We start from the raw sequence: 23,651 nt of genomic DNA on the forward strand, positions 1-23,651 counted from the left end.
TTTAGTGGGTATATATCTATTTTGCTAAAGCATGGTTAATTTGATCTTCCAAACTACGTCCGTTTTTATCTAGTTTTGTCGCCATAAGAAAAATACGCTTACCCTGGCTATCTTTAGCCCACTGTCTACCAATAGCATCTTTAACTCTCGCATCATCGGCACTATCTAAGTGACTACCTTTATACTCAAGAACGAATATAGATCCATCATCCAACTCAGCAACAAAGTCTGGATAAAAATAGTCCTTACCAGTAGGCAACCAAAATGATGTTTGTGGCTGTTTCGGTATATTTCGGACCCAATATTTTACTCGAGAGTGCCATTCAAGTAGTTGAGCACATCGAAACTCTTCCGAAAGGCTACCACCTTCAGTTTTTTCTCTTAGGTCGTCAATTTGAGCATAGAAGTGTTTTTCAAACTTGCATCCACCACGATAAGGTTTCTTTACAGGATACTTGCCTGGTTCAAACTTAAATGTATTTTCAGGTTGAGGCTGATTGGCCACTTGGAATTGACTAAACAAATCGCCTTGGAAAGCCTGTTGACGCGCCAACTCAAATAACCGATCCAATTCTTTTGTGATGGCTAGGGATAGTTGGAACTGAGCACGATGTAATTGTGTAAGAGTAAAGTTTTTTACGTGAAGCAAATAACTTAACAGTTTTGTTAAATATGCTCTTAGCTGAACTTGCGTTACCCCTTGTCTACTTACTTTGCGATCAAGCCAATTAATAAGATCGGTTTCAGTAACCAGAGTCGGCATATTAGAAAATTGAGCTTGTTGATTCTGAAGTAACGCATAATTGAGTTTTTGTTCATCTATATTAAGATCAATCTCAAAACTATTGACGGTTTCTTTGATAGAAAAACCTTCAAGTTGTATAGGGAAATCTAATAGATTCCATTCTATAGAGTCTTCTATTGTTTCCTTATCTGCAATTTGCCACATACCATCCACGAACAAACCTAGTTGTGGAATTGATGCGAAAGAAGCATTCCAGTTTTCAGGTGCTTGATATGCCTGGCGTTCAGCACGAGCTTCATTAAAGACTTCCTGAACCTTTTCAAGTTGTTTAGGCGGAGTCTGATCAATTACGGCCTTTTCAATCTTATCAAAAGTTTCATTAGTCGTACCTTTATTGATAATCAAAGAGGTACCTTGGCTATTTTCTCTTGTCTGAATTGCTTGCTTAAGTTCTTCGGATAGGGTTTCTGGCTTTACTTCAAACGGGACAGAGATCATAGTTTCAGGGATCTTTTGTTTCGTTGCTGTACCATCGCCTCCAAGCCCAAGATTGTACTGAGGTTTAGCGACAATTGTTGCATCAGCCTCCCACTTCTCAAACCCCATATTTTGAATCATGCGATCTTTAAGTAACATCGTAGCTTGTGCAATAGAACTCGAAATGACATGAGCATACGCTTTATTTAACTCGTCATTTTGACGCAGTTTAGCGTATGGCATCCGTAAAACACGGCCTAATAATTGCTCAACATCAGTTGCAGAATTTATGTTTTGCAAACTTGCTAACACGTATGCAAAAGAACAATCCCAACCTTCCTTTAATGCCTCTACAGTGATTACAATCTTGACTTTGCTTTTAGGGCTAAATAGATTTTCATCTTCAAGCTCTTTGGTACCACCAGTAGAAATAGCAATCCAGTCGTTAGTAATATTTTCATATTCACTTAATAAATGTTCTTTAACAACATTTACATTAGCATCACCATTTTTATCCTGAGCTTGTATTAGCAATATTGGTCGGATATATTCCCTTTCATTTTGTGCCAGTACTTCTAGTTTCTGGCGTTGTATTAGCGCATCGCGAATACAATCTTGCCAACTACCAGTATGTTCAGTCAGAACTACAGGAAGTTTAATCATCTCTTCTGATTTTAATTCTGCTGCCGATACTGAATAAAGCACATTATTGTCTTTTGGAGTAGCTGTAAGCTCAATCAAACAACTTGGATTCAACGTTTTTAATGTAGTAAAAAACGTTTTACCACCCCGGTTCTTATGAGCTTCATCGACAATGATGATCGGTCTATGTAAATGAAAAAAGTTAACCAAGGAATGCTTTACACGGCCTATATCACGTTGCGTTAGAAATGTTTGATATTTCAAAGTATCTTCTGATACTCGATCCATGCCTTCAGTTTGGAAGTCAGTAAGGCTCGTAAAATGTTCACTTAATGATTCATCAAATGCATAAGCATTGCGTTGATAAGTCTTTTCCTTGTCGATATTGAACGCTTGAATCGTTGTCACAATCACAATGCATGATTGATTCACATCATGCTTGTTCAAAGTTTGTAGACTTTCAATGTCACATACTTTGATGCGATCGCCGTAATACCCTTGTAATGCTTTTCTATATGGATGTGTAGCATCAGATAACGCCAAAAGTGTTTGTTGGCGAATCATATCTGTTGGTACAAGCCATAGTACAATTGGAGAATCTGTATTTACGTAGTTACGCGCAGCAATCGCAATACTATGTGAAGCAAGTACGGTTTTACCCCCTCCAGTTGGTACGCGTAGACATACACTAGGAATTCCATCTAAGCGATCATTATATTTAATGTCTTCACCGACACACTTATTAAAAGCTTTTTCAGCACCTAATGAGGCAGCTAAAGTTAGGTAGTTCTCTAAAGATTGTAAAGACTGGCTTTGATAGTTTTTTAATTGAAAAGTCATGAGGAACCTTACGTATTAATTGCCATATAACGAATATGGAATCTGTTTAAACTCAATATTTAATTCATCTAATTTGGTTTTACCTAGTCGTGATGCTTCACCAATAATCACACGCTTACCTTCACTGGTATGGCAATCATTGAGGAAGTTTAATATAGAATGTGTGAGTACATTCCCACTATTAGGCCGTCTATCACCTAAAATGCCGTTATATAGTAAGAAATAAGATACGCCGTCATGAACACCTAAGAATGGACTCTCAAGGCTTACAGCACTATTGAATGCTGATTTAGTTTCGAGCCACCAAATATAACTAGCTAGGTCCATAAACTTAACATCAGAATTTAAAAATCCCTGATCATCAAAAACGGCGTTGCCTAGTTTATAAAAACTAAAACCTCCACCACCTTGCCACTCCACGGATTTAGATATGCCACCTTGCTCACCTTCAATGACTTTTTCTAAACGCGGGATAACGTGAGTTTGAGCATGATCACCCATTTCGATACCAATGTAGTGTCTTTCCATTTTGTGAGCTACAGCGGCGGTAGTCGCTGAACCTAAAAATGAATCAAGAACCATATCCCCTTTATTTGTCGCAATATAGAGTATTTTTTCCATCAATCTTTCAGGTTTTGGGCTAGAGAATGTTTCATCTTTTCCATACAAAAGTTGACTTTCTTTTTTTGCCTCATCGGTATGTCCATGATCTTCATGGTTCCACCAAGTCCAAGGCACTACACCTTTAACTTCAGATAAGTATCTAATAATATTAGGTTGTGAATCACCATTTTTACCAAAATATATTCGCCCTTCTTCTAACAATCTATCATATGTTGCTCTTGAAACACCCCAACACCTTCCCTCTGGAGGTCTGAAAGATTTACCTGATGGGCTCACAATTTCATAAAATTGCTCTGGTGTAGCATGTCCAGCTTGCGCTGTCATAGGAATACCACGCCATCTGCCTTTAGGATCATTATTTGGGTTTTTATATACTTTTGCTTGCGTTTCATTCATAGGAACTAGATTACGAACTTTTTTAAACTCCATTGAGTTTTTAGCATATACAAGCAAGTGGTCGTGAGCATCTCCAATAGCTTCACGGTTTTCTCTCGAATATCTTTTTTGCCATACGATGTTTGCTACAAAGTTTTTTCTTCCAAAGATTTCGTCACACATGACCTTTAAATAATGTGATTCGTTATCATCAAGAGTAATCCAAATAGAACCATCTTCAGTTAAAAGCTCCTTTAGTAATTGCAAACGTGGATACATCATTGTAAGCCATTGAGCGTGTTCTAATTTATCATCATAGTGCTCAAAAGCTGATTGACTGTTATACGGTGGATCAATAAAAACACATTTAACCTTACCGCCATATAAAGGTAGTAAAGATTTTAAGATTTGTAGATTATCACCCTGAATAATAAGGTTTTCTTTGGCTGTATCGGTATCACCAAATGATTTCTGGAATTTTAAAAGATGGAATGGAACTTGGCTTGCTGTTTCTTCGGCTTGGTTACGATTAACCCAATCGAGTAAAGGCATAAAAATCACAATTATAGGTTTAAATTAATAACCTATTATCAACTATTTATTTATTTTATATCTATAAGAATGATGAAAATATTTAATTTAACCCATTAAAAAACCACTAAATAGCTTAGTGGCTTGTTCTGTTTTGGTGATTAATTGGATTCCGTGGATATGACAATAGATGTCATATAAAACCTTCTTTGAACTGTCGCCCTTCCAGCGACTCTAAGTGCATTTCAAGGAAATCTATTGCCACTTCTGAGTAATTTGCGTTGGCTGAACAATTCACCAACTTTTCATCACAAAGACATTTTCCCAAATTTGCCAACTGAGTAACCAACTCATTTCGTACAGAAGCCAAGCTGAGAGCTTCAATCTGAGCTTGCAGTTCTTCACTGAAAAACTGCAGTTCCATACGATTACCACATTGTTGTTGCAGTACATATTTATTTAATACCGCTACGGCTTTAGCGGTATTTAATTCACCGTTCATCAATATTACTTATTGTGACGGTACTGGCTTGGATAAACAGGGTTTGGATCAGCCCATAAACCAAGGCGTTGAGAACGTGCGTTGCTTTCAGCACTCAAAATAATTTTATCTTTGAGATATTCACGATAAGCCCATGCATAGCCATCTTTAACTTGCTTATAGTTAACACTATTCACGATGTTTAAGTTAGGCACTTGGTTTGTACGCATCTGAAAAATGGTACCAAGAGTACGACCGTAGCGGTCCTTACTATTTTCTTGCACATACACAATCGTTTCATGCAAGAAACTGATGTTCTGACGCGATTTCTGACCAAAAGCTTGACTCTTTTCTGGTGCATCAATCTGGTTGAAGCGAACACGGATCTGCTCATTGTTGTTGTTTAAAACGGTGATAGTGTCGCCGTCAGAAATACGTACAACTTTGCCAACAAAATCGGCTTGAGCTGCAGTAGCAACAACAGACATGGATAAGGTTAAAGCTAAACTTTTTAAAGTTGTATTAAGGTTCATTTTGAATCCTTAGTGGGTAAAGAATAGGTAAATTATATCGCATTACATAACTGGAATTTTTTTCTTAAAAAATATATTTAGCTGATTAGTTAGGATTTATCCCCTTTCTCTCAAGCCAGTTTTTCCATTGAAGTGCATACGCAACTAAACCAGGTTGTTTCGCCGTGCCATTGCGATATATCGCATTAAAAGATGGCGTCCATGAATGGTAAGCAGCTGCTCTAACCCAAAAATCGGTTGACGGTTTTGTGGCTAATCGATTTCGCAAGATCTTGGCTGCAAGTCGCGCATTCAGACATCCATCAGTACGCACATAATGGCTGTTATAACTTTCAAACATACCGCCACGTTTAAAGTGTATGGTATTGATTTGGAATTGCCCCATATCCAATGAAAGGTTTTTGTTTTGCACTGTTTGTCCATTGGTACCACGCTCTTTGCTATGTATACCCAATAAAACATACAGCGGAACACCTTCTGACCGCGCAGCATGAATAACACAACTCAAAGTAGCGACTCTACCCGGTACGGTTTGATCGTAAGATGCACTCGCTTGATTGTATTGCGTAGTTGGATAGGTATAAGTAACAGGACGGATATTCTGGCGAACGGGTTGTTGTTGTGGTGCTGGTGCTTGCTGGCCACTAGGTTGTGGTCCATTTTGTGCAACTGCCGTGCGCTCAGTGCTAGTCGAAGTTTCTTCAGTTTTTTTCGGTGTGTACTTCACGCCCAAGTAACGACTCGTAAAGCCTCTTTGCTTTGCTGGCGCCGTTTCTTGCTGAGTGTTGGTCATGACCTGAAATGGTCGATATGGTGTACTTGATCCATTAGAATTGACATGGTTTGCATATGAACCTAGAGCCTCAGAACTTTGAGGCAATTGAGCATAAGCAACGCTTGATCCTAATAGAGTCGCAAATAGCGTTGGTTTTAACAGCATATTAATCAGCACCTTTATCGTTGTTGTTGAAATTGTCGATTAGGTGCTGTTTACGGTCAGCTAACTTATTCAGTGTTTCAACTGGCAATGGGTTTTTGCCGTCATACCACGATAAGCTATATTTTTTTGGCGCATAGCGGAACCATGCCAAGAATGGCGAATTCGGTAAGAATAAAAGACCAGTACGGACTTGCCATGCACGATAAGCTGAATTGATGCTAACCATGTATAGATAAAACACCAATAATACACCTGGTACAACAAGCATTGGATATAGCGCTTTAAAGAACATATAAACTACGTACAAGCCTGTAAACATAGATAATGCTAAATACAAATAAGACGAAAACTGATGGTTTTTAACAAGCTTGTCTATTTCATCATTACTCATTGAAGCTAAACGTTCTTGCCCTCTTGGGTAGTGAGTATTAGCAATGAGTCTTTTCAGTTGTTTAAAATTGTTAGGTGCGACAATTTCATATTCACATAAAGGGTGTGCACATACCCAATTCACGTTGCCTTTATAAGAACGTGGAATCCTGTTGTCATGCATTAAAATCGATTTACCGCATTCGGGGCATGTTGGAGACAGCATTGATCTAATATTAGATAAATGCGGTAAAAACCCTTTTCTAGCTGAACTCCAGTGGGTTTTACGCCCGAAATCAAAAAAGACTCGCTTTAAAATACCTGATTTACGGGGTTGACTAGCTTCAATTGCCTGTTTAATGGCAGCTTCATCTAAAACCTCATTGGTAATATTTACCTTTTGTGTAGCACTATCAGAACTATTTTTATCTGAAGACATACTTTTACCTACGGACTTTTATTATGTAGAATACGTTATTATATTAAAGGATTTTCAACGTGTCTAAAACCCTTTTTATTTTCGCAACGGTTATTTTAATTTCCACCCTTTTAAGTGCCTGTAATAACTCTAATACTCCAAATGAACAAGATCCATTAAAAGGTCAAGAACAGAAGTTTTTAGACGAATCGGCAACGAGTGAATCAAAAGAACTTGTGTTTTATGACTTGGTAGATCCTAAGAAAAAAGACCAACCTATAAAGGCTGAAGAAGCAAGTGCTTCCGAGCCTGAAGCCCAAGAACAACAACCTGAAAACGCCTTATCTCCTGAGGTTCTTGAAGCGATTCGTAAACATACAGAACGACAAGAAAAAAAGGAAAATGCACTCAGAACAATAGCTGAAGCTAAGCGTATTGAAGCATTATTAGTAGGTAAAGATCGCAGTAGTGATGATGGCTATACCTATAACAGTGATGAATAATTGATATATCAATGGTTTTAACCAATACAAACTTATTATTTTAAGTTAAAATGTTTTAAATTTTTTGGTATATACGGTTATGTTTAACAGTGCTTTTAAGAAACATAAAATAAAAATATGTTTTGGCTTGCCAATCATAATTGTGGTTTCGATCTTAATATTCAAAATCTACTCCTACCCCTTTAAGCCAAGACTCTTAAGCCCCGATTGGATTGAAAGTCGCTACAATGGTTGGGAAGTTGAACATCATGACTTATGGATTGCTACAATTGTGGATGTTGTTGGTCCAAAAACAGTAAAAATTAGAAATCAAAATGGAGAAGAAAAAATTATGGATCTTCTCTATATAAATGCTTTGCAATCTTCGGAAAAAATGAAAAACCTCTATATCAATAGCTTGTCCGGTTATGTTGGCCAACAGCTATTTGTAAAAGGAGATTCAGACAAAGCGCGGTTTAATGGCGTCTTGATCGATGGTAACGGTGAAAATATCAATCTAAACCTAACTTATGTACCAGGTGCGGTATTGGATATGTCATCAACTGCATACATTCATGACCGAGAAAAGCAATTAGTTCCTTATTTCGCGAATATCAATTCAGAAAATAGAACGTTTTAAGTTATAAATTAAGGGATATTAGAAAGGCCAAGCTATGCCAGCACCATTATGTTTTCTCACACTGGAATTTACCGCCAAAGTCAAGAATCCAGTTGATGTGCCTGACATTATTAAGTCGTCTATTTTGACGCGTATTAAAAAGTGCCGCACATCATCAATAGAACAGGTTCAGTATCTTTATAATGCTGAAGAGAGCTACTGGAAGCCAAAAAAACAAGTCACTGAAGAAGCAACTCAATATCATGGCATCACCAATGAAGATTTATTAACGCAAGACTCAATCAATGGTCTAAAGATTAAAAACTATGTTGTGTATTGGGCAAACGTTTATACATTTAGAATTTTGCAAAAAAGCAAAGTGAAGTTTTTTAATCACCGCTTTATCTTTTTAAACAACTTAATCAACGTGATTGGTGAAGATGGTTCCCTACCCATGACAGAATGGGCACGTTTAGCCAGTGCAGCTTCGGGAAATAATGAATTTCCAGAAGAGATACTGACTAACACTAACAATAAGGTCATCTGTTTGACCGTTATATTTGATTATATTTCTGAAAAATTAACATCACTTTATGGTTTGGATCTAAATAAGCATTACGATCTGGTTGCTGCAGTACAATACAACAGTGCTATCAAAGCTAAGAGTCAAAAATCATTAAAGGTTCATAAGCTTATGCGTGATGATTTTAATGAGTTTAAATTGCTTTTAGACAAAGGCATGGAGATTAAGAGAATTAAAAAGGAATATTTTATAAATAACAACTACCTCCCTTAAACCTAAAAGCCACTTTCTTAAAAGTGGCTTTTTTGCGTTAAACATAAAATAAACTATCACTAAAACCCTTTTTTAAAATATAATACTTTTAATTTCTATTTTAACTGGTGATACATTGTGAGTTTAATTAAGAAGCAAAAAGACATTCTATCTCACGACCCTCTTGTTTCAATTTTTAGTAACAATGACCTTTTAACAATCTCAGTTGATACGGATTCTGAAGATTTGAATCGTCAACCTAAAAATATAAAAATCCCGAATGCCGATCTTAAAGAGTTAACAATACAAATCAGTGGTTTTGATACTTTAGAAAACAATGATGTTGGTCGTTATTTCACTTGTTCTGGTACCGTAGAGCTCGTTAATACACTAGGTAATGGTGAAGAAAAACGTTTTGTATTAGCAGAGCCAAAAATCAAAGTAAACGTGGTTAAAAAAGGTCATTTACCGCAAACAGAACAAATTAAACAATTGGTTCGTAATGCGTGGATGGATGCATTTAGTGATGGTTGCCAAAACATTAACCAACCTTACCACTATGAAGATGAAACTTGGTTTGAACGCTTCAAAGGTAGCATTATTGGTAAGTTTGTACTGATCGTACTTGCCACTTTCTTCGCTGCTTTCATTGGTTTGGCTATTTTTGGTTATGTTGCTGGTAAAAAACAACAGGACCCAACATTAGAAATTGCGAATCAAATTGCTCAAGATCCTGAAGCATTAAAGCAATTGCTGAATCAATATGATCAACAAAATAACCAATCTGGTGCACCTACTCCACAAGCATCACCAGAACAAGCAGCTGAGCAAGAAAGACAGCAAGAAATTAGCTCATTCGGTTTAGATGCTGGATCTAGCGAATAACGCTGATTAAGCAATAAAAAAGCACCTTAGTCATAAATACTTTGGTGCTTTTTTTGAGCCTAAATTTATTATGCAAATTTAAAAAGAATCCAAATGATGACGAGATGTACTGGATAGAACCAGTACGCCCACTTGCCCACTGGCGGTACTTCAAAAGGTATATTCATGTGCTGTCCTTTCAGTAGGAATTGTGCACCAATATACGTTGCAATGGCGCTACTGACAGCAAATGAGAATGCCAAAGAATATGTAGTCATATCCGTATAGTAGCCACCAATCAACCAGTTGAAAATGTTGGCCAATGAAGTGAGCAAGACGCTGATCATTAAAAAGTATTTCTTAGAACGAACGTTGGTTGTTTTAAAGAATAAATACAGGAATACAATTAATAAAACGCCCCACACGCTATACATAATAAAATTAGATAGCAATGTGGTCACGACTAACAGAGAGACAAACTGCAGCGTTGCATATTTATGTTTAGATTCCCCCAATACAACAAGCAAAAATCCTAAAAGCAACGTAGGCATGACGTTCAGTGTTGTAAATGGCTCTTGGTTGAATAGTTGATACGGTACTTCTGATAGCACACAAAACAACGCCAAATTTTTAAAATAGTTTTTTAATGTATGGGTTTTCTTTTTAGGAATAGCTTGGTTCAAATTGAATGCAAGCATGATACAAAAAATAGGAAAAGCACAACGGCCAATCGTCCTCAACAACAGATTATATTGAGGAAATAATATTGATGCGTGGTCAATAACCATGGTCACAATCGCAATCCACTTCAATAGATCCAAGGCTCTATTGCGATCTCGCACGGCGCTTTGGCTAATTACAGCTTCTTGTAGATGAACCATGTGTTATTTTTCGCTAAAGGGTTTGTATAAGCATCACTACGCTGTTTTCGGGTGTTGTTACGATTATCTAAGATCTCAATGCTATTCCAACCTTCGGGATAACCGAGCACCAGTCCAGAGTTATAAAATCTCGTGCGATGACGCTCTTCATCGCCGGCATAAAACAAGTACGCACGAATATCGTTATACGGTCGATGCCCGACCAATACGTTATCTTCATCACGATCAAAGTACTCATAAATTAAATCCGTATATTCACGATTGAAGTATCCGCACTTCTCAAACAGATCTGCACTTGAACGAAAAGTAATAGATTCCTTGGCCAGTGTTTTATTTAAAATCATGCGAGTGACATTACGAGCAAACACGGGCAAATTAAAATGCACAGGCAAATGAATTTCATTTATTTCGGACAAATCAATAGGATCACCAAAAGGACTAGAAAGTTCTAATGCTTTTTGATAAAAGTCCATCCATTGTGCAAGATATTCATCAACAAACTTTTTCTCACCATAATAAATTGGTAATCCATCAACCGTTAAAAGGTTTTGTGGAGGAAAAATATTGTTTCTTAAATCTAAGATGCTTTGTTTTAATTTTGCGATTTCGATTGGATCACTAATCATAACAACTCACTCGAATTAGAGTATTAAAATAATTATATAGGGTTTTAATTAATTGGATATAAGTTTTTAGCTCAGTAAATAAGCATTTTTGTTGTGTGGCGAATTAGAATTGATAAAAAATTTAAAAGAATATTTATTCTAGGAATTATTGATACAATGTATCTAATTTCTTACGAATTAGTATATACAATTGGGATTACTATGCTTACCCCTGATCGAATAGACAAAAAAGTTAATTTGGCTGGAATTGACAAGTCGTGGACCAATTTATTAAATCACTTGGACATTGATAGTCATCCTGAATACAACATCAATAAAACTCAGCCATGGTACTTGGCTAATTTTGTAGATTACCTACGCCTACTCAACTTTAAGTTTGATGAATTAAATCTAAGAGAGATTCGTGCAGTTGATTATGACTTGGTAGATTGGTCATTTCTTAAATCTAATCGCCTAAATGGTGTTGAGGTGTTTAAGGACCTTACCATTTATCTGCAGAAACCCATTTTTGTTACGCAATATCCTAAATGTGTAGCCATCAATGCTGATGTTCGCGATCGTAAGCTTGCAGAGGTTATTTATGATTACTACAGACGCTTCTTACCGTTTTTCTATTCATTCATTAAATTGATCAGATCAACGCAGCGCTTATCTCTAGAACGTAAATTCCCCGTGATTGATAACTTTATGTCTAATTTTGGAGATCTTAGTACTGGTGAGTTTTATTCAAATATTCCATTTGATGATGCAGAGCTCAAAAGGATTTTGAAAAATGGCTTTGAAAAATATAGAGAGCATAAATCAGAACAGCGGTTTAGCCGTGCCATCGCAGAGCTAACACCGATGTTTAAAGCTTTGTCTGAATACTTAAAGATTGTGTCTACGGTTAACTACGTGGATCTAGACCTTATTCACTTCTTACACAATGCATTTTTGGGTAAAAACTTTAATGTTTATTCAGATCTATTCGCTTTGGATAAAGAACCTAATTTGTTGGTCAATTTAAGTTGGACATACACAAAAGCATTTCAATATTCATAAATAGCACCATGGTCGTTTATGTGCATCGGCTATATCAAAAGGAAGAAGAATATAGCGATCTTTTAACGAAAGGGCCTGGCCATACCGAAGTTTTGTAGCAGAAGAAAAATCTGTACTGGTTTTGCCCGTGGCAAAGTCTAACCAAAAGACGTCATTTCCATCGCAGAATAAACCTAAATTATCCTTTTCAAGCGCCACATACTTGATATAAGGATCATCTATTTGTGAGATCGAGGGAATATATTGATAGTCCACCTTTCATACAATATGTTTGCGAACGTGGTGCACGGCGATCGGTTGATCTATGGACCGTGCGTTATCCCATGCTACCTGAGCTTGCTCTAAAGTATATACGTGCGCTTGACAACATTCGTTGTATAGCCCTTTCCGTTAAAACCAGGCCACCCAATATTTGAGCCGACATTATCTCTAAAACAAGCTAGGTAAAGTTCAGTCATAAGGTTTCTCTTAAGCAACTTTCTTATTCAGTATGTGTTCGGCTAAGCGCTTGATACCGCCACCGTCCGTAATTAAATGTTCAAATAATTCGCCATTCGGGTTTTTAACTCCTTCCAACTGGCCTTTTTTGATGCCTAAGACATCAGAAATAATTGGATCTGAACCCGAATCAGCCAACAAGTAATATGCCGAGATCTGTTTGATTTGACCGTCACGGTCTAAGCGACCAATACATTGATCATGAACACCAGGCGACCAATCCAACTCACCAAACACAAATGTTTTGCATTTTGAGTGGTACTGCAAGCCATCAAGCCCGGCAGATGAACGTAATGAACTAATGAAGACTTTGCTTTCATCATTCAAGAATGCTTGTTTAGAACGTTCCTTAGCTGCAGGTCCTTCCGTGCCTGTATACATAACAGGATTGAATTCAGCCAAGCGTTCTAGCCAAATGTTGTACACATCTCGATGCCAACCATAAAGCATGACTGATTCACCAGACTCAACAAGCATACGCACGAACTCAGCGACATACGGCGCTTTGGCGATACCTGTTGCTTGGCGCATCATAATATTGAATTCTTCTGTCGCACGAAGCTTTTGCCCTTGGAATTCCTGAGTAGAGCTTAAAATTACTTTTGCCAGTTCCATTGCCTTGCCCTTAATTTGATCCAGTACTTTAGGATCGCTTTCGACATATTGAGGGATGATTTGTACTGGCGGTAACTCTCGATTTACATCTGCTCGAGTACGGCGCAACATTAGACCTTCATCACGTAAAAACATCCCAAACGCTTTAGGATCATTAATACGTTTTTCTTGTGAACACCACTCACGAGCGAATTCAGTAGCGGTACCTAAGCTATCAGGACGCAATATTTCAATGATGTTGTAGAATTCATCACCGTAGTTATAAATCGGTGTAGCTGATAGACCGAGGCGTAATTCAGCTTGGTCACTAATGAGTTTAGCAGCGGAATACTTTTGCGATGTATAGCCAGTCCGTAACTCTTGGATTTCCCTAATATAAAATAGAATTGTCAAAATATACATAGCATTCAGGTCGTAACAGTACCTAATAAATAATTAGAACGTTAGAAGGGATGAGGTCAATATTGTAGTCATAATATGCTTGTTTATAATCAAAGCAGAATTTAAAAGGGTTTGAATTTTAAGATACGAAATCAAATAACAGAGGACTTTTATAGCTTAGTAACATAGAAGCTCCAAGTAAAAGTCTCCTGTTATCTCAGCGCACATCAAATATGATCATTCTATATTAATTGTTGATTAAGAGATGCTTAAAGTTTTCATAGATCTGAGCAGCAACTTCATTGGCATCGACTTCCCATATATCTGCAAGCTCATTAATAACTGGTTGAACCTGAGCTGGTAGTAAAGGTGTACCTGTTTTCACGATAAAAGGACCATCAGTTTCAGTAAGGATCATATTTTTAGGTATATGTTTTACTAATTGTCTCCCTTTTTCTGTTTTCAACATTCGCTCATTTATTGAAAACCAGCATCCAGCTTTCAAGGCCTCTCTTAACTCAGAAAGGTTGCCTGTAAACCAATGTAGCACTGGTATACCATTATCAAAATTTTCACTTAGGAGTTCTATAACAGGCCGTGTTGCTCTAAGACTATGTATGGTTAAAATTTTAGGTGATTCGTTGTTGGCTTTTTTCAAAATATGTGAGAAAACCTTTTTTTGGATTTCCCAATGATTTCGAAAGTTAGGGGAGCCATCTAGCCCAATTTCACCAATATATCTAGTTTGATTAACTAATGAATCAAATAGCGCAAGTTCGTCATAACGTTCATGAGCTAGCTGCGGATGTAAACCCAATGCTGTTTTGATTCTTGAACTATGACGAGTTAGTTTATCAGTGCCAAACCACGCTTTAGGCGTTGTGGTTACTGATAATATATAGCTTTTAGAATCTCCACATGCTTTGGCTACAGCATGTGGGTCATCATATAAATCTAAATGGCAATGAAAATCAATGTAAGGGTAAATCAAATATTAACACCTAAAGATTGTGACTTTAAATAGTCTTCGACCTCTTTAAATCCTCGAACCACTGTGTCTAAAATTTGCCTTCTGATCTTTAAATCAGTAGGCAGTGCTCCTGACTTAGAGATCCAAATTTTAGGATTTTTTACCTTTTTCAATTTTCTAATAGCTAGAATCATTGACATAAGATCATCGCGATTGTCTGGATCCTTTATTACTAAACCCAAATCGTTATAAACATAATTTACTGTTTGATCAGGCATCGCGGCTGAATGGAACGAAGCTCTCCTTATTATACATGGAACGCATTTCCCGCACTGAATTCCAGTCCTTTTCCATTTACCACAAGACACCGTATCTTTAGCTATCTGCTCCAAAACTATAGTATTTGAGCAGTTTTTCATCATCTCTCCTTTAGTCATAAATTGGTAAGGATTATCTAGAATCACAGGTAAATGCACTCGATGAAACAATTCGTTTAATAAACTCATATAATGAGGATGCGTTGTTCTAGTGCTCAGTGAACCAATTCGACGCGGAGTAAGGGGTGGGTTAATTGAAATCAAACCATTTTCTGGAACGTATAAGGTCGTTAATTTGCCTGCTTGATAATGTTGGCTTATTGCGGTACTGATTAATGTACCGAAAGCAATAAAGTTAAAGCTCCTAGTACGCATTTGCACATCAGTTGGAATATCACCAGCCTTTCTTGGATATGCAATAACTTGAAATTTTGAATTTTTTAAGCCCAATAAATTATACAGATTATCTTGTTTAGATTTATCCCTAGCATAGGCATGACTAATTAGCACTGGATTAATTTTTTTTGAAGTTAAATCAATAATACCAATAGCACTATCTAAGCCACCTGAAAAAAGACATGCAGAGTCATGCCCAACCAAAGGTATTTTACGGCCGCGTTTGATCTTATCTGGCCAAACAAAATTCCCTGTCCTAAATTGAAAATGCCACAAGTCACCACTCAAAAAGTGCAAAATTTCTTTCAACAACTCAATTTGCGGAATCCATACACTTGGATTGATAAGAGGAATTGAAAGCTTAAACTCTCGACACCATCCATCCTCAGCTTGTTTATTTCTCTCAACAAATGTATCGGCTGCTGTAATAGCCATTGCTATAGTCAAGAAATCTAGTGCTGTTTCATCTAAATCCTCTTTAATCCTTTTTATTTCATTTAATAAAGGGCGACCAATACTTGCATATTCCCCATTTTGTGCAGGAGGACCATATAAATGCACAGGAATCAAACTGTCTGATAAAGCAGGTAGTTGAGTGGTGTCAGTATCAAAATATAGTTCAATCATTTAAGTGATCCTCCCATTCACCCCAAATATCTTGGATAGCATTTTTTTGTATTGTTTCAATGTCTTGTTTGTTAAGTGTATTGATGTTTTCTAAATGAGTTCCGAAATTCAAATCCACTGATGTCTTAATTAACTCCAATAAGCTTGATTCAATCATTTCTACTTTTTCTGGTGTATCCGCTTTATCGAATGCTGTTTTAGAATCTAAAATAATTTGTTCAAAAATACATTGGGTGAGATAGTTAATCATCATATCTACGATAATATCATCAGTAATTTTTGAAAAATCGAATGTGGAGAATCCATCTAAAGCCTCTGCTAAAGCTTCATTCATTGCCGCTCTAATACGTTCAGAATCTCCATTGACGTCAATAATAGAATCAATAATTTTATCTATTACGACATCTATAGGTTGACCTTGTAAATCTGAAATATTTAAAGAGTTAGTATCTGAGCCTGACTGTAGAGACCTTAAGGCATCAAATAAACTACCTCCAGCTCCTATCATAGAGCTAAATCTTCTAGCTCCGTTAGATTTACCGCCAGTGGCACTCTTTGCAGGCTTTGTTGCACAAAGATTTGAAATGCAAAGCGCCCCTAATTGAGCCAAATTTAAGGCGTAACTTGGGTAAGTGGTCGACCTAATTCCGTAAATCTGTTGAGGACTGCTACACGTGCATGAATTTCATTCACCTGACTAGGAAAGCTTCTTGCCATTAATTTATCGCCTAATAATTTGATGCAATGCATCTTGGTTTCCACCAAACTGCGGCGATGATAGCCTGACCATTTTTTCCATAATGTCCTGCCTAAACGTTTAACTGTTCGAAGTAATTCATTTCGCTCTAGCGAGCTACTCTTTGTATCTTTCCATGGTTTCGCATTTTTTCTAGGTGGAATCACCGCATGTGCTTGCCGATCTGCAATGACCTGACGGCATTGCTTGGTGTCATAAGCTCCATCGGTATAAACAGAGTCAATCTGCTCATCTTGTGGAATCTGATTAAGTAAATCACCAAGCACCTGTGAATCACTGACATTATTGGTTGTGAGCTGAATAGCGCGTATTTGTAGGGTTTTGGCATCTATACCAATATGTAGTTTACGCCATTGGCGACGATATTCAGCTCCATGTTTCTTGCGTTTCCATTCGCCCTCACCTAGAAACTTCATGCCTGTAGAGTCTACGAGTAGATGCAGCCCATCGCTACTTTTTTGGTAGCTGATTGCAATATCAATATGCTTTTGTCTTCTACAAAGCGTACTGTAATCTGGTGCGGTCCAATTTAATCCGCAAAGTTTAATCAGACTTTGCACAAAGCCAGTGACCATACGTAAAGATAGACGGAATAAGGATTTAATCATTAAGCAGCATTGGATAGCTGCGTCGGAGTAGGTTTGATTTCGCCCTTGTTTGCCTTTTGATGGAGCATACCATTGCGTAGCAGGATCAAACCAAATGGCAATATTTCCGCGACTCATGAGTGCTCGGTTATATGCGGGCCAATTGGTTGTGCGGTAGATTTTGTGTGTAGGCTTCTTCATTTGAAAATTATATCGCTGAAAAAGCCTTTACAGATAGGTTTGTGCAACAAAGCCTTTTACAATTACTACTAGTACCAATTAAATTATTAAATGAGTAGAAATTTGAAACAAAGAAGATGAAATTTATACATTCTTTACCAATTCTAACTATCTGATTATTAGATCTTAAAGGTGATATTAAAGAATGAATGAAGATCGAAAAATGATTATCATCTAGTTGTGATAATTTTGAAATTTCATTAGATGAGTAAATATATTTAAGTAAATGATTAATATATGATGCATATTTTTTTAGGGTACCACCATCATGTGTTGAGAAATTAAGTTTATATAAGTAAACCATATAAGCATTTGCTTCAATACAAGGTTGATGATTGGGGTAAGTTAAAATTGGTAAAGAGCAGTTATCTAGATACTCGATTGAATTATTTAGATAATTATAGTAATTGTAAATTTTGCAATTACTTATAGTTTTATAAGCCATATATTACTCTTTTGATTATAGAGGTTTTATTATTTGCTCAAACTCTTTTATAAAAAAATTAAAGTCATTAATTAACTCTGGTTTTGAGCTAGTATATGCATAAACCTCCATTTTATCTTTCATCATATGTAAGAAGCTAATTAAGAGAATGTTCTGTCTGTTTAGCTTTGAAATTATTTCATTTTTGACTTTGTTGTTATCTTCCTTTTTTATTTTAGACTTTATATTTGAATGAGTTATGGATGTTAGTGCTTCTTTTCTTAAATTGTTAAACTCATTAAAAGAAAGATTACTATATTTTTCGATATAAGATTTATGTGAGTTTAAAGAATAACTTAATATTTTTAAATCAAAATTATTAAATTTTGAAAAATTAGTTTGATTTTTTAGTGAGAAAATTATAGATTCAAGAGGAATTTTGCTTTTAAATGAATTATTGATAAGCAATAGCTGACGGCGCCTTGGGCTTCTGGAAAGCCCTGAGTAAGGTCTATCCGCAGACCAAACAACAACGCTGTTGGGTGCATAAAACGGCCAATGTGCTCAACAAACTGCCCAAAGCAGTACAGCCCAAAGTAAAAGAAGCACTGCATGATATCTGGATGGCAGAGACGCGTGAGAAGGCTCATAAAGCCTTTGATATAGCGCTGGAAAGGTTTACTGCTAAGTACCCACGCGCAATGGAATGCTTAGCTAAAGACCGTGAGAGCATGTTGGCTTTCTACGATTTTCCAGCAGAACATTGGGTGAGTATACGCACCACCAACCCAATTGAATCTGCCTTCGCTACAGTACGTTTAAGAACCAGCAAAACCCGCAATTGCGGTTCAAGAAACACAACCCTAGCAATGGTTTATAAATTGCTGCAATCAGCGCAGAAGCGCTGGAACCGCCTGAAAGGATTTCAACTGCTAACCCTCGTGGTCAATAACGTTAAATTCCAAGACGGCGAACAAGTAATGGAGCAATCAGACAGGAAAACCGCCTGATGCTCGTACACCAGATTTGACCATAACTCATTGAGCATTTTAATTTCATTTTTAATACTCAATTCAATTTTATTCATTTTCATTTACCAAAAGTATTAGTTTGAATTCTTTAATAGTTTTTCCAGTTTTTCGATCTGTAATTATATAGAAATCTGGCCTCAAATCAATAATAGATTCTTTAAGCAAGATGAAGCATAGATCTTCAATGTCATGTAATTTTGACTCCTGTAAATTTTTTTGAGAATTCTCGTATAGAGTTGCTGCTTTTTCTTCCGTCATGAAATCAATGAAATCAATATTAAAATGCTTTTTTAAAATTGATTCAAGAGATGAAATATTTTCTATATCATATTTGTTATTGTTTTTATTTAGAAAATAGTCTGAAAGGTAATGTGCTTTGACACCTAGAAGTATGTCTCCAGGTGTTGATTCAGATATGTAATTATACAAGTGTTCTGAATTGGTATGACCAAGAAATTTTGTAAGAATATTTAGAGAGTCAAATTTTTTTGACCAAAAAAATAACATTGCAAAAAATCTTCTCAACTGATGTTGCCTAATGTAGTATCTTTTTTTTATGAGCGACCCTACATCTATAGTTTGAGTTTCAAAGTAATCACAAAATGTATTTAAATAATTATAATGAAGTTTGGAGCTTAATTTAGATACAGACATTGTGTCAGAATGAATTGCATTAAATAAATTTAAAGAATTTATTAAATTTGGATTGATTTTAGATATTTTTTTATTAAATTTTTGCGTTTTATAAATAAAAATTGCAATTGATAGTGGAATAGGTAGATTTAGATATTCTTTTAAATTATTTAGCAAACCAACACCAGTTTTACTATTTTTTACTTTTAGATAGAAATGGATAGTATTATTTGCTGTAGGATCTATGTTTGGATAAAGGGAATCAAATGGATCTAAATCTAGTATTTCAGATTGTCTGCGTGCTAATAATGTTCCTATAAGTATGCAAATTGATGCTGTTAGAATTGCATAAAGATGGTGTAAACCTTTATTTTTTCGAAGATTTATGTAGAAATCATTATTTTTTTTAATAGTCCATGACTCTACTCCTAGATCTAACAGTTCGTTATTTATGTACTTCAAAAAAAACTTTTTTTCAGAAATATCTATATTTGATATATTCAAATTTTCATAAATATTTATTAAACTATCATGGATATTGTCAATATAATTAAAAGTAAATTCAAATGCATTTCTAAAAGAATCAAATACAACTTCTGCTGGGAGAAGTTTGAATCTTCCTAGTGGTATTTTTTCTATACTATGAAATAATTGATTAATATTAATATTAATTTTTCTCAAATAATTGTATTCAAGATCTATTACAATATTTAAGTGATTTAGTGATAAAAGGTATCGTTCTATTGTTTTTAAGGAATGATTATTATTTTCTTTAACTATAGGAACTCTTTCAAATTCTGTATCAGAATAATTATGATTAATATAATAAATTGTAAATTCACTAAATGTTGGAAAAGTGTGATAATTCAAATAAAGGCTATAAGGAAATAGATTTAGAAAGAAATTAGAATTTAATTTTTTTTCATAATTACTAGTATCGCTATATGCATTACTCATGAAAAAATAGTATTTAGCTTTCCTGATTTCTGTTTCAGTTAACTTTAAGCGACCCGAATTATGGAGCTTTAAACATTTAATTTTATTCTCAAATGCTATGACATCATCTATATTGATATCTTTGATGGCATTTAATATATGATTTTTAATGACATCCTCATAATTATAAATAGCATTTGGTAGACCCAAAGTGGCAATATTAATTAATGTTTGATGGAAGAAATTAGAATCCAAAGCTAAAAGCCCTCTTTGTTCTAATTGTAGGTTTTCTCTATTATTTATTAGACAATCTATCAAATTACATATCCTATTTATTCTAGGAGTTATTGTTTGTATTTTTAATAGTACAGAGTTGTTATATTTTGGAGTACATGAAATAGCAATCCATAATTTTGATAAATTAATCAAATCATACCAAATTGGATTATCACTAATACTAAGTATTTTACTAAAGTTTATTAGCTTTGAACCCTCAAGTGTTTTTACCTCCCAAATTAAGTCATCATAATTTTTACTCAAAAGCCAGTAAGGTTTGAAAGTGTCATATTTAAACATATCTATATATTGTGATAGATAATTTTCAATTTCCGCAATAGTATCTTTTTTTAATTTAAAATCATCTTGTATAATAGCATTTCTAAATAAGATAATTTGTTTTTCACTAATTTCTTTCATTTTAATTTATCACTCAAATTTAATGGGTTCATTAGGGCTAATTTATACATTTCTTGAATTTCTTGATCAATGTACAATGATGTTCCTCTATTATTAGGATCTAGGCTTAGCTTAATTTGTGAAATAATAAAATTTGAAGATTCTAGCCATTTTTTAAAAGTGTTATTAATTTTTCCACTAAGGTTTAAATTAATTATTCCTAATAATAATTGCAATAATGGAACTGAAATTAAAAATATACCTAAATCAAAATGGTTATTAATGTTGTTAGTTTTTTCTTTTGAAATGCTTTCTAGATATTTTGGTAAGTTTTCAATTTTATGATTTCTTAAAAATTCTTCAATGTTATCTTCATTAATATCCATAGCATTAAAGATTAATTCAGAGTCTTTCATTGACTCAAATATTATTTGATTTTGAAATATTCTAATCCAACGATTTGAAAAAAAATCCCATAATGGTTCTGGTAGGTATGTATTGATAAGTCGGTGGTCTAAGGTTTCATGCCCTAATGCTTCACTCATAATAGTTATTGAATTTGTATCTAAAAAAATTTTTACTGCGACAGTAGCTCTTAGTTTAGTTAAAGTGAAATTTTTATATAATTCATTAACAAAACTAGTTTCAGTTTCTGAAAGTTTTTTTATATCTATATGTCGTTTAAATATTTCATATAGGAAAAATCTATCTGCAAAAGTTGATGGATTGTCTATTTTAATAATTCTTTTTGGTATTTGTAATATTGAATTTTTGATTAAAAGCATATATTCCCAGTTTGGATCCGATAATTTTTTCAAAATACTCCTGTTATTTTGGGTAAGCTCTATTATTTGTTCCACAACTTTTATGCTTTCTGTATTTAGAAGTATTTTTTGAAGTGATTTTTTACGTTTTCTATGTTTGTGTGAAATGATATAAGATACTTGATCTGTTTTAATATAACCAAATAACTTGTTATTTTCATATAACTTCCATTCTATTAGCCAAGAGGCTGTTATTTGTGGGTGTTCAAGTACTAATTTAGTTAATAAGGGGTATAGTACTTCATAATCTGTCAAAAATATATTCTCTCTTATTGTTTTTAAATGATTATCTTTGATTTTTGTTTGATCATTATTATGCATATTTTCTATATATTGAATAATGGCATTCCTAGAATTGCCTTGCTCAATTTTTGAAAATGAGTTTTTAATATTTTCTTGATATTTTTTGTATTTGTAGTAGTTTTCTGAAATATTTAGATTTACAATTTCATATGTTTTATCTATCGTGCTATTTATTCTTATAATGATTTCTTCTTTTGCTTGATCATCTTTTAAATGTAAAGGTATTTCGAACAATAGTTTATCATTTATAATCTCTCCAGACTTTACTAGGTGGTGAGTTTTTAATTTACTATTTTTGAATACTGGTCTCAATATGTCAATGTCCGGTTTAGGGAAATGGTTGTATTCAGTAAGTTTATAAAAAGTATCTACAATAGCTGTCCATCTTTGATGAAAGTTTATTAATGAATAGTTTTTTTCAATATTATTTAATAACATTAATAAATAAACATCATACATAGTTTGGAATGAATTGTCGGGTCTAATTTTATAAGATAATTCATCTATATTTCTGCAAATTTTAAATAAAGTATTGTATAGCTGATTTGTGTTAGTGATAATTCTGGAGAATGTTGTTTTTTTAGTTTTTTTTGCAATTCTAATTAGAGCGTTATACAGTTTTTCCTGATGGTTTTTCCCATATAATTCATATACTTCAGTTAGGTTTAAGAAATATACATGACCTTCAATTGTTGTAACTGGTTTGGATTGATAAATTTCAGGAATGTTTCTTCGGATTTTTTTATATTTATCTATATTTTCTAAATAATATTTATTTATTTTGAATGTGCTGCTTTTTGTAAAATATTTTTCTGGAATTATTTTAAATATCGTGTTTACTAAATTAATTAGTATGCTTTTTCTTGAAATTGATGCTTGAAATTCTTCTAAAACAAAACCACTAAATATGTTGAAATTTTCTTCATTAAATAATTTATTCTTTAAACTGGTATTTATATTTTTAGATTCATGGTAAATATCTAAATATAATAAATAAAGTTTAATTGCTGAAATATAAAGTTTTCTTTGATGCGCAACGGTTATATTTTTTAACTCATGTTTAGAGTCAATAAATTGATTAATTTCTAATTGTTCTTCTTTAGAAAAATAAAAACCGATATTTTCTAATTGCATCATGCTTTCTCATATTTCTAATTACATTACGGATTGCAAT

At 34.4% G+C, this 23,651-nt stretch carries 22 protein-coding genes and 1 pseudogene; 6 read left to right on the top strand and 17 right to left on the bottom strand.

Annotated features, from left to right (window positions below; translation table 11 throughout):
- Positions 1–16 precede the first annotated feature (16 nt).
- The 6 genes from DJ533_RS00705 to DJ533_RS00730 form a co-directional block, all read right to left on the bottom strand.
- Complete coding sequence (locus DJ533_RS00705; RefSeq protein ID WP_024160886.1) at positions 17–2,704, bottom strand: DEAD/DEAH box helicase; 2,688 nt, start codon at positions 2,702–2,704, stop codon at positions 17–19.
- Between the two features lie 15 nt (positions 2,705–2,719).
- Complete coding sequence (locus DJ533_RS00710) at positions 2,720–4,255, bottom strand: site-specific DNA-methyltransferase (protein ID WP_024160885.1); 1,536 nt, start codon at positions 4,253–4,255, stop codon at positions 2,720–2,722.
- A gap of 172 nt (positions 4,256–4,427) precedes the next feature.
- Positions 4,428–4,736: a hypothetical protein gene (locus DJ533_RS00715; RefSeq protein WP_024160884.1), complete on the bottom strand. Its 309-nt coding sequence runs from the start codon at positions 4,734–4,736 to the stop codon at positions 4,428–4,430.
- Between the two features lie 5 nt (positions 4,737–4,741).
- Positions 4,742–5,248, bottom strand: coding sequence for a thermonuclease family protein (locus tag DJ533_RS00720; RefSeq protein WP_005006141.1), 507 nt, complete (start codon positions 5,246–5,248; stop codon positions 4,742–4,744).
- A gap of 85 nt (positions 5,249–5,333) precedes the next feature.
- Complete coding sequence (locus DJ533_RS00725) at positions 5,334–6,188, bottom strand: transglycosylase SLT domain-containing protein (protein WP_024160883.1); 855 nt, start codon at positions 6,186–6,188, stop codon at positions 5,334–5,336.
- Position 6,189: 1 nt separating this feature from the next.
- Positions 6,190–6,996, bottom strand: a complete 807-nt coding sequence (locus tag DJ533_RS00730) for a hypothetical protein (RefSeq protein ID WP_065995359.1) — start codon at positions 6,994–6,996, stop codon at positions 6,190–6,192.
- A 59-nt stretch (positions 6,997–7,055) separates the two neighbouring features.
- On the opposite strand from DJ533_RS00730, the gene DJ533_RS00735 reads away from it, so the two are divergent.
- The 4 genes from DJ533_RS00735 to DJ533_RS00750 all read left to right on the top strand — a co-directional run bounded on the left by DJ533_RS00735 (position 7,056) and on the right by DJ533_RS00750 (position 9,736).
- Positions 7,056–7,478 (top strand): hypothetical protein, encoded by a 423-nt coding sequence (locus DJ533_RS00735; RefSeq protein ID WP_005028504.1) that lies wholly within the window; start codon positions 7,056–7,058, stop codon positions 7,476–7,478.
- 79 nt (positions 7,479–7,557) lie between these two features.
- On the top strand, positions 7,558–8,097 hold the full coding sequence (locus tag DJ533_RS00740) for a hypothetical protein (RefSeq protein WP_010591043.1): 540 nt from the start codon (positions 7,558–7,560) through the stop codon (positions 8,095–8,097).
- 34 nt (positions 8,098–8,131) lie between these two features.
- On the top strand, positions 8,132–8,872 hold the full coding sequence (locus DJ533_RS00745; RefSeq protein WP_005006125.1) for a hypothetical protein: 741 nt from the start codon (positions 8,132–8,134) through the stop codon (positions 8,870–8,872).
- A gap of 117 nt (positions 8,873–8,989) precedes the next feature.
- Positions 8,990–9,736 (top strand): hypothetical protein, encoded by a 747-nt coding sequence (locus DJ533_RS00750; protein WP_005006124.1) that lies wholly within the window; start codon positions 8,990–8,992, stop codon positions 9,734–9,736.
- Between the two features lie 68 nt (positions 9,737–9,804).
- Here the strand turns inward: DJ533_RS00750 and DJ533_RS00755 are convergent, their stop codons facing one another.
- Together DJ533_RS00755 and DJ533_RS00760 are read right to left on the bottom strand one after the other, a co-directional pair.
- Positions 9,805–10,596 (bottom strand): TraX family protein, encoded by a 792-nt coding sequence (locus tag DJ533_RS00755; RefSeq protein ID WP_032056299.1) that lies wholly within the window; start codon positions 10,594–10,596, stop codon positions 9,805–9,807.
- Complete coding sequence (locus DJ533_RS00760) at positions 10,572–11,222, bottom strand: hypothetical protein (RefSeq protein ID WP_005028512.1); 651 nt, start codon at positions 11,220–11,222, stop codon at positions 10,572–10,574. The genes DJ533_RS00755 and DJ533_RS00760 overlap by 25 nt, the downstream gene beginning before the upstream one ends.
- Positions 11,223–11,423: 201 nt before the next feature.
- On the opposite strand from DJ533_RS00760, the gene DJ533_RS00765 reads away from it, so the two are divergent.
- The gene (locus tag DJ533_RS00765; RefSeq protein WP_010591041.1) at positions 11,424–12,263 is read left to right on the top strand and encodes a hypothetical protein; all 840 of its coding nucleotides are present in this window, start codon (positions 11,424–11,426) and stop codon (positions 12,261–12,263) included.
- Here the strand turns inward: DJ533_RS00765 and DJ533_RS00770 are convergent.
- From DJ533_RS00770 to DJ533_RS00800, 7 genes are all read right to left on the bottom strand, one after another.
- The gene (locus tag DJ533_RS00770) at positions 12,258–12,518 is read right to left on the bottom strand and encodes a hypothetical protein (RefSeq protein WP_010591040.1); all 261 of its coding nucleotides are present in this window, start codon (positions 12,516–12,518) and stop codon (positions 12,258–12,260) included. The two genes, DJ533_RS00765 and DJ533_RS00770, sit on opposite strands and share 6 nt — an antisense overlap.
- A 213-nt stretch (positions 12,519–12,731) precedes the next feature.
- Positions 12,732–13,778 (bottom strand): SNF2-related protein, encoded by a 1,047-nt coding sequence (locus tag DJ533_RS00775; protein WP_228716452.1) that lies wholly within the window; start codon positions 13,776–13,778, stop codon positions 12,732–12,734.
- Positions 13,779–14,004: 226 nt separating this feature from the next.
- Entirely contained in the window at positions 14,005–14,748 is a 744-nt protein-coding gene (gene qatD / locus DJ533_RS00780; protein ID WP_065995606.1) for a Qat anti-phage system TatD family nuclease QatD, read from the bottom strand.
- Positions 14,745–16,067 carry a Qat anti-phage system QueC-like protein QatC gene (gene qatC / locus DJ533_RS00785; RefSeq protein WP_065995607.1) on the bottom strand — a complete coding sequence of 441 codons (1,323 nt, stop codon included), beginning with the start codon at positions 16,065–16,067 and terminating at the stop codon, positions 14,745–14,747. Before qatC ends, qatD begins: the two co-directional genes overlap by 4 nt.
- On the bottom strand, positions 16,060–16,677 hold the full coding sequence (locus DJ533_RS00790; RefSeq protein WP_228716453.1) for a hypothetical protein: 618 nt from the start codon (positions 16,675–16,677) through the stop codon (positions 16,060–16,062). The genes qatC and DJ533_RS00790 overlap by 8 nt, the downstream gene beginning before the upstream one ends.
- 2 nt (positions 16,678–16,679) lie before the next feature.
- A complete protein-coding gene (locus DJ533_RS00795; RefSeq protein WP_000743272.1) occupies positions 16,680–17,612 on the bottom strand; it encodes an IS5-like element IS17 family transposase in 933 nt (310 codons plus the stop codon).
- Positions 17,613–18,111: 499 nt separating this feature from the next.
- Positions 18,112–18,543 (bottom strand): hypothetical protein, encoded by a 432-nt coding sequence (locus tag DJ533_RS00800; RefSeq protein WP_065995615.1) that lies wholly within the window; start codon positions 18,541–18,543, stop codon positions 18,112–18,114.
- On the opposite strand from DJ533_RS00800, the pseudogene DJ533_RS00805 reads away from it, so the two are divergent.
- A pseudogene (locus DJ533_RS00805) lies at positions 18,540–19,085 on the top strand (transposase); the annotation flags it as partial. The gene DJ533_RS00800 and the pseudogene DJ533_RS00805 sit on opposite strands and share 4 nt — an antisense overlap.
- A 69-nt stretch (positions 19,086–19,154) precedes the next feature.
- On the opposite strand, the gene DJ533_RS00810 reads toward DJ533_RS00805, so the two are convergent.
- Together DJ533_RS00810 and DJ533_RS00815 are read right to left on the bottom strand one after the other, a co-directional pair.
- Positions 19,155–21,371: a hypothetical protein gene (locus DJ533_RS00810; RefSeq protein WP_065995446.1), complete on the bottom strand. Its 2,217-nt coding sequence runs from the start codon at positions 21,369–21,371 to the stop codon at positions 19,155–19,157.
- A complete protein-coding gene (locus tag DJ533_RS00815; protein WP_065995445.1) occupies positions 21,368–23,614 on the bottom strand; it encodes a hypothetical protein in 2,247 nt (748 codons plus the stop codon). Before DJ533_RS00815 ends, DJ533_RS00810 begins: the two co-directional genes overlap by 4 nt.
- Positions 23,615–23,651 lie beyond the last annotated feature (37 nt).

The organism is Acinetobacter defluvii (assembly GCF_001704615.3).
GTDB classification, from domain to species: Bacteria; Pseudomonadota; Gammaproteobacteria; order Pseudomonadales; family Moraxellaceae; genus Acinetobacter; species Acinetobacter defluvii.

What these genes read in the sequence shown, in the direction of transcription:
- DJ533_RS00760 (WP_005028512.1), bottom strand. Translation starts at nt 11,222, where the DNA reads ATGATTAGTGATCCAATCGAAATCGCAAAATTAAAACAAAGCATCTTA.
- DJ533_RS00740 (WP_010591043.1), top strand. Translation starts at nt 7,558, where the DNA reads ATGTTTAACAGTGCTTTTAAGAAACATAAAATAAAAATATGTTTTGGC.
- DJ533_RS00710 (WP_024160885.1), bottom strand. Translation starts at nt 4,255, where the DNA reads ATGCCTTTACTCGATTGGGTTAATCGTAACCAAGCCGAAGAAACAGCA.
- qatC (WP_065995607.1), bottom strand. Translation starts at nt 16,067, where the DNA reads ATGATTGAACTATATTTTGATACTGACACCACTCAACTACCTGCTTTA.
- DJ533_RS00730 (WP_065995359.1), bottom strand. Translation starts at nt 6,996, where the DNA reads ATGTCTTCAGATAAAAATAGTTCTGATAGTGCTACACAAAAGGTAAAT.
- DJ533_RS00720 (WP_005006141.1), bottom strand. Translation starts at nt 5,248, where the DNA reads ATGAACCTTAATACAACTTTAAAAAGTTTAGCTTTAACCTTATCCATG.
- DJ533_RS00755 (WP_032056299.1), bottom strand. Translation starts at nt 10,596, where the DNA reads ATGGTTCATCTACAAGAAGCTGTAATTAGCCAAAGCGCCGTGCGAGAT.
- DJ533_RS00795 (WP_000743272.1), bottom strand. Translation starts at nt 17,612, where the DNA reads ATGAAGAAGCCTACACACAAAATCTACCGCACAACCAATTGGCCCGCA.
- DJ533_RS00715 (WP_024160884.1), bottom strand. Translation starts at nt 4,736, where the DNA reads ATGAACGGTGAATTAAATACCGCTAAAGCCGTAGCGGTATTAAATAAA.
- DJ533_RS00775 (WP_228716452.1), bottom strand. Translation starts at nt 13,778, where the DNA reads ATGTATATTTTGACAATTCTATTTTATATTAGGGAAATCCAAGAGTTA.
- DJ533_RS00725 (WP_024160883.1), bottom strand. Translation starts at nt 6,188, where the DNA reads ATGCTGTTAAAACCAACGCTATTTGCGACTCTATTAGGATCAAGCGTT.
- DJ533_RS00815 (WP_065995445.1), bottom strand. Translation starts at nt 23,614, where the DNA reads ATGATGCAATTAGAAAATATCGGTTTTTATTTTTCTAAAGAAGAACAA.
- DJ533_RS00745 (WP_005006125.1), top strand. Translation starts at nt 8,132, where the DNA reads ATGCCAGCACCATTATGTTTTCTCACACTGGAATTTACCGCCAAAGTC.
- DJ533_RS00765 (WP_010591041.1), top strand. Translation starts at nt 11,424, where the DNA reads ATGCTTACCCCTGATCGAATAGACAAAAAAGTTAATTTGGCTGGAATT.
- DJ533_RS00705 (WP_024160886.1), bottom strand. Translation starts at nt 2,704, where the DNA reads ATGACTTTTCAATTAAAAAACTATCAAAGCCAGTCTTTACAATCTTTA.
- DJ533_RS00810 (WP_065995446.1), bottom strand. Translation starts at nt 21,371, where the DNA reads ATGAAAGAAATTAGTGAAAAACAAATTATCTTATTTAGAAATGCTATT.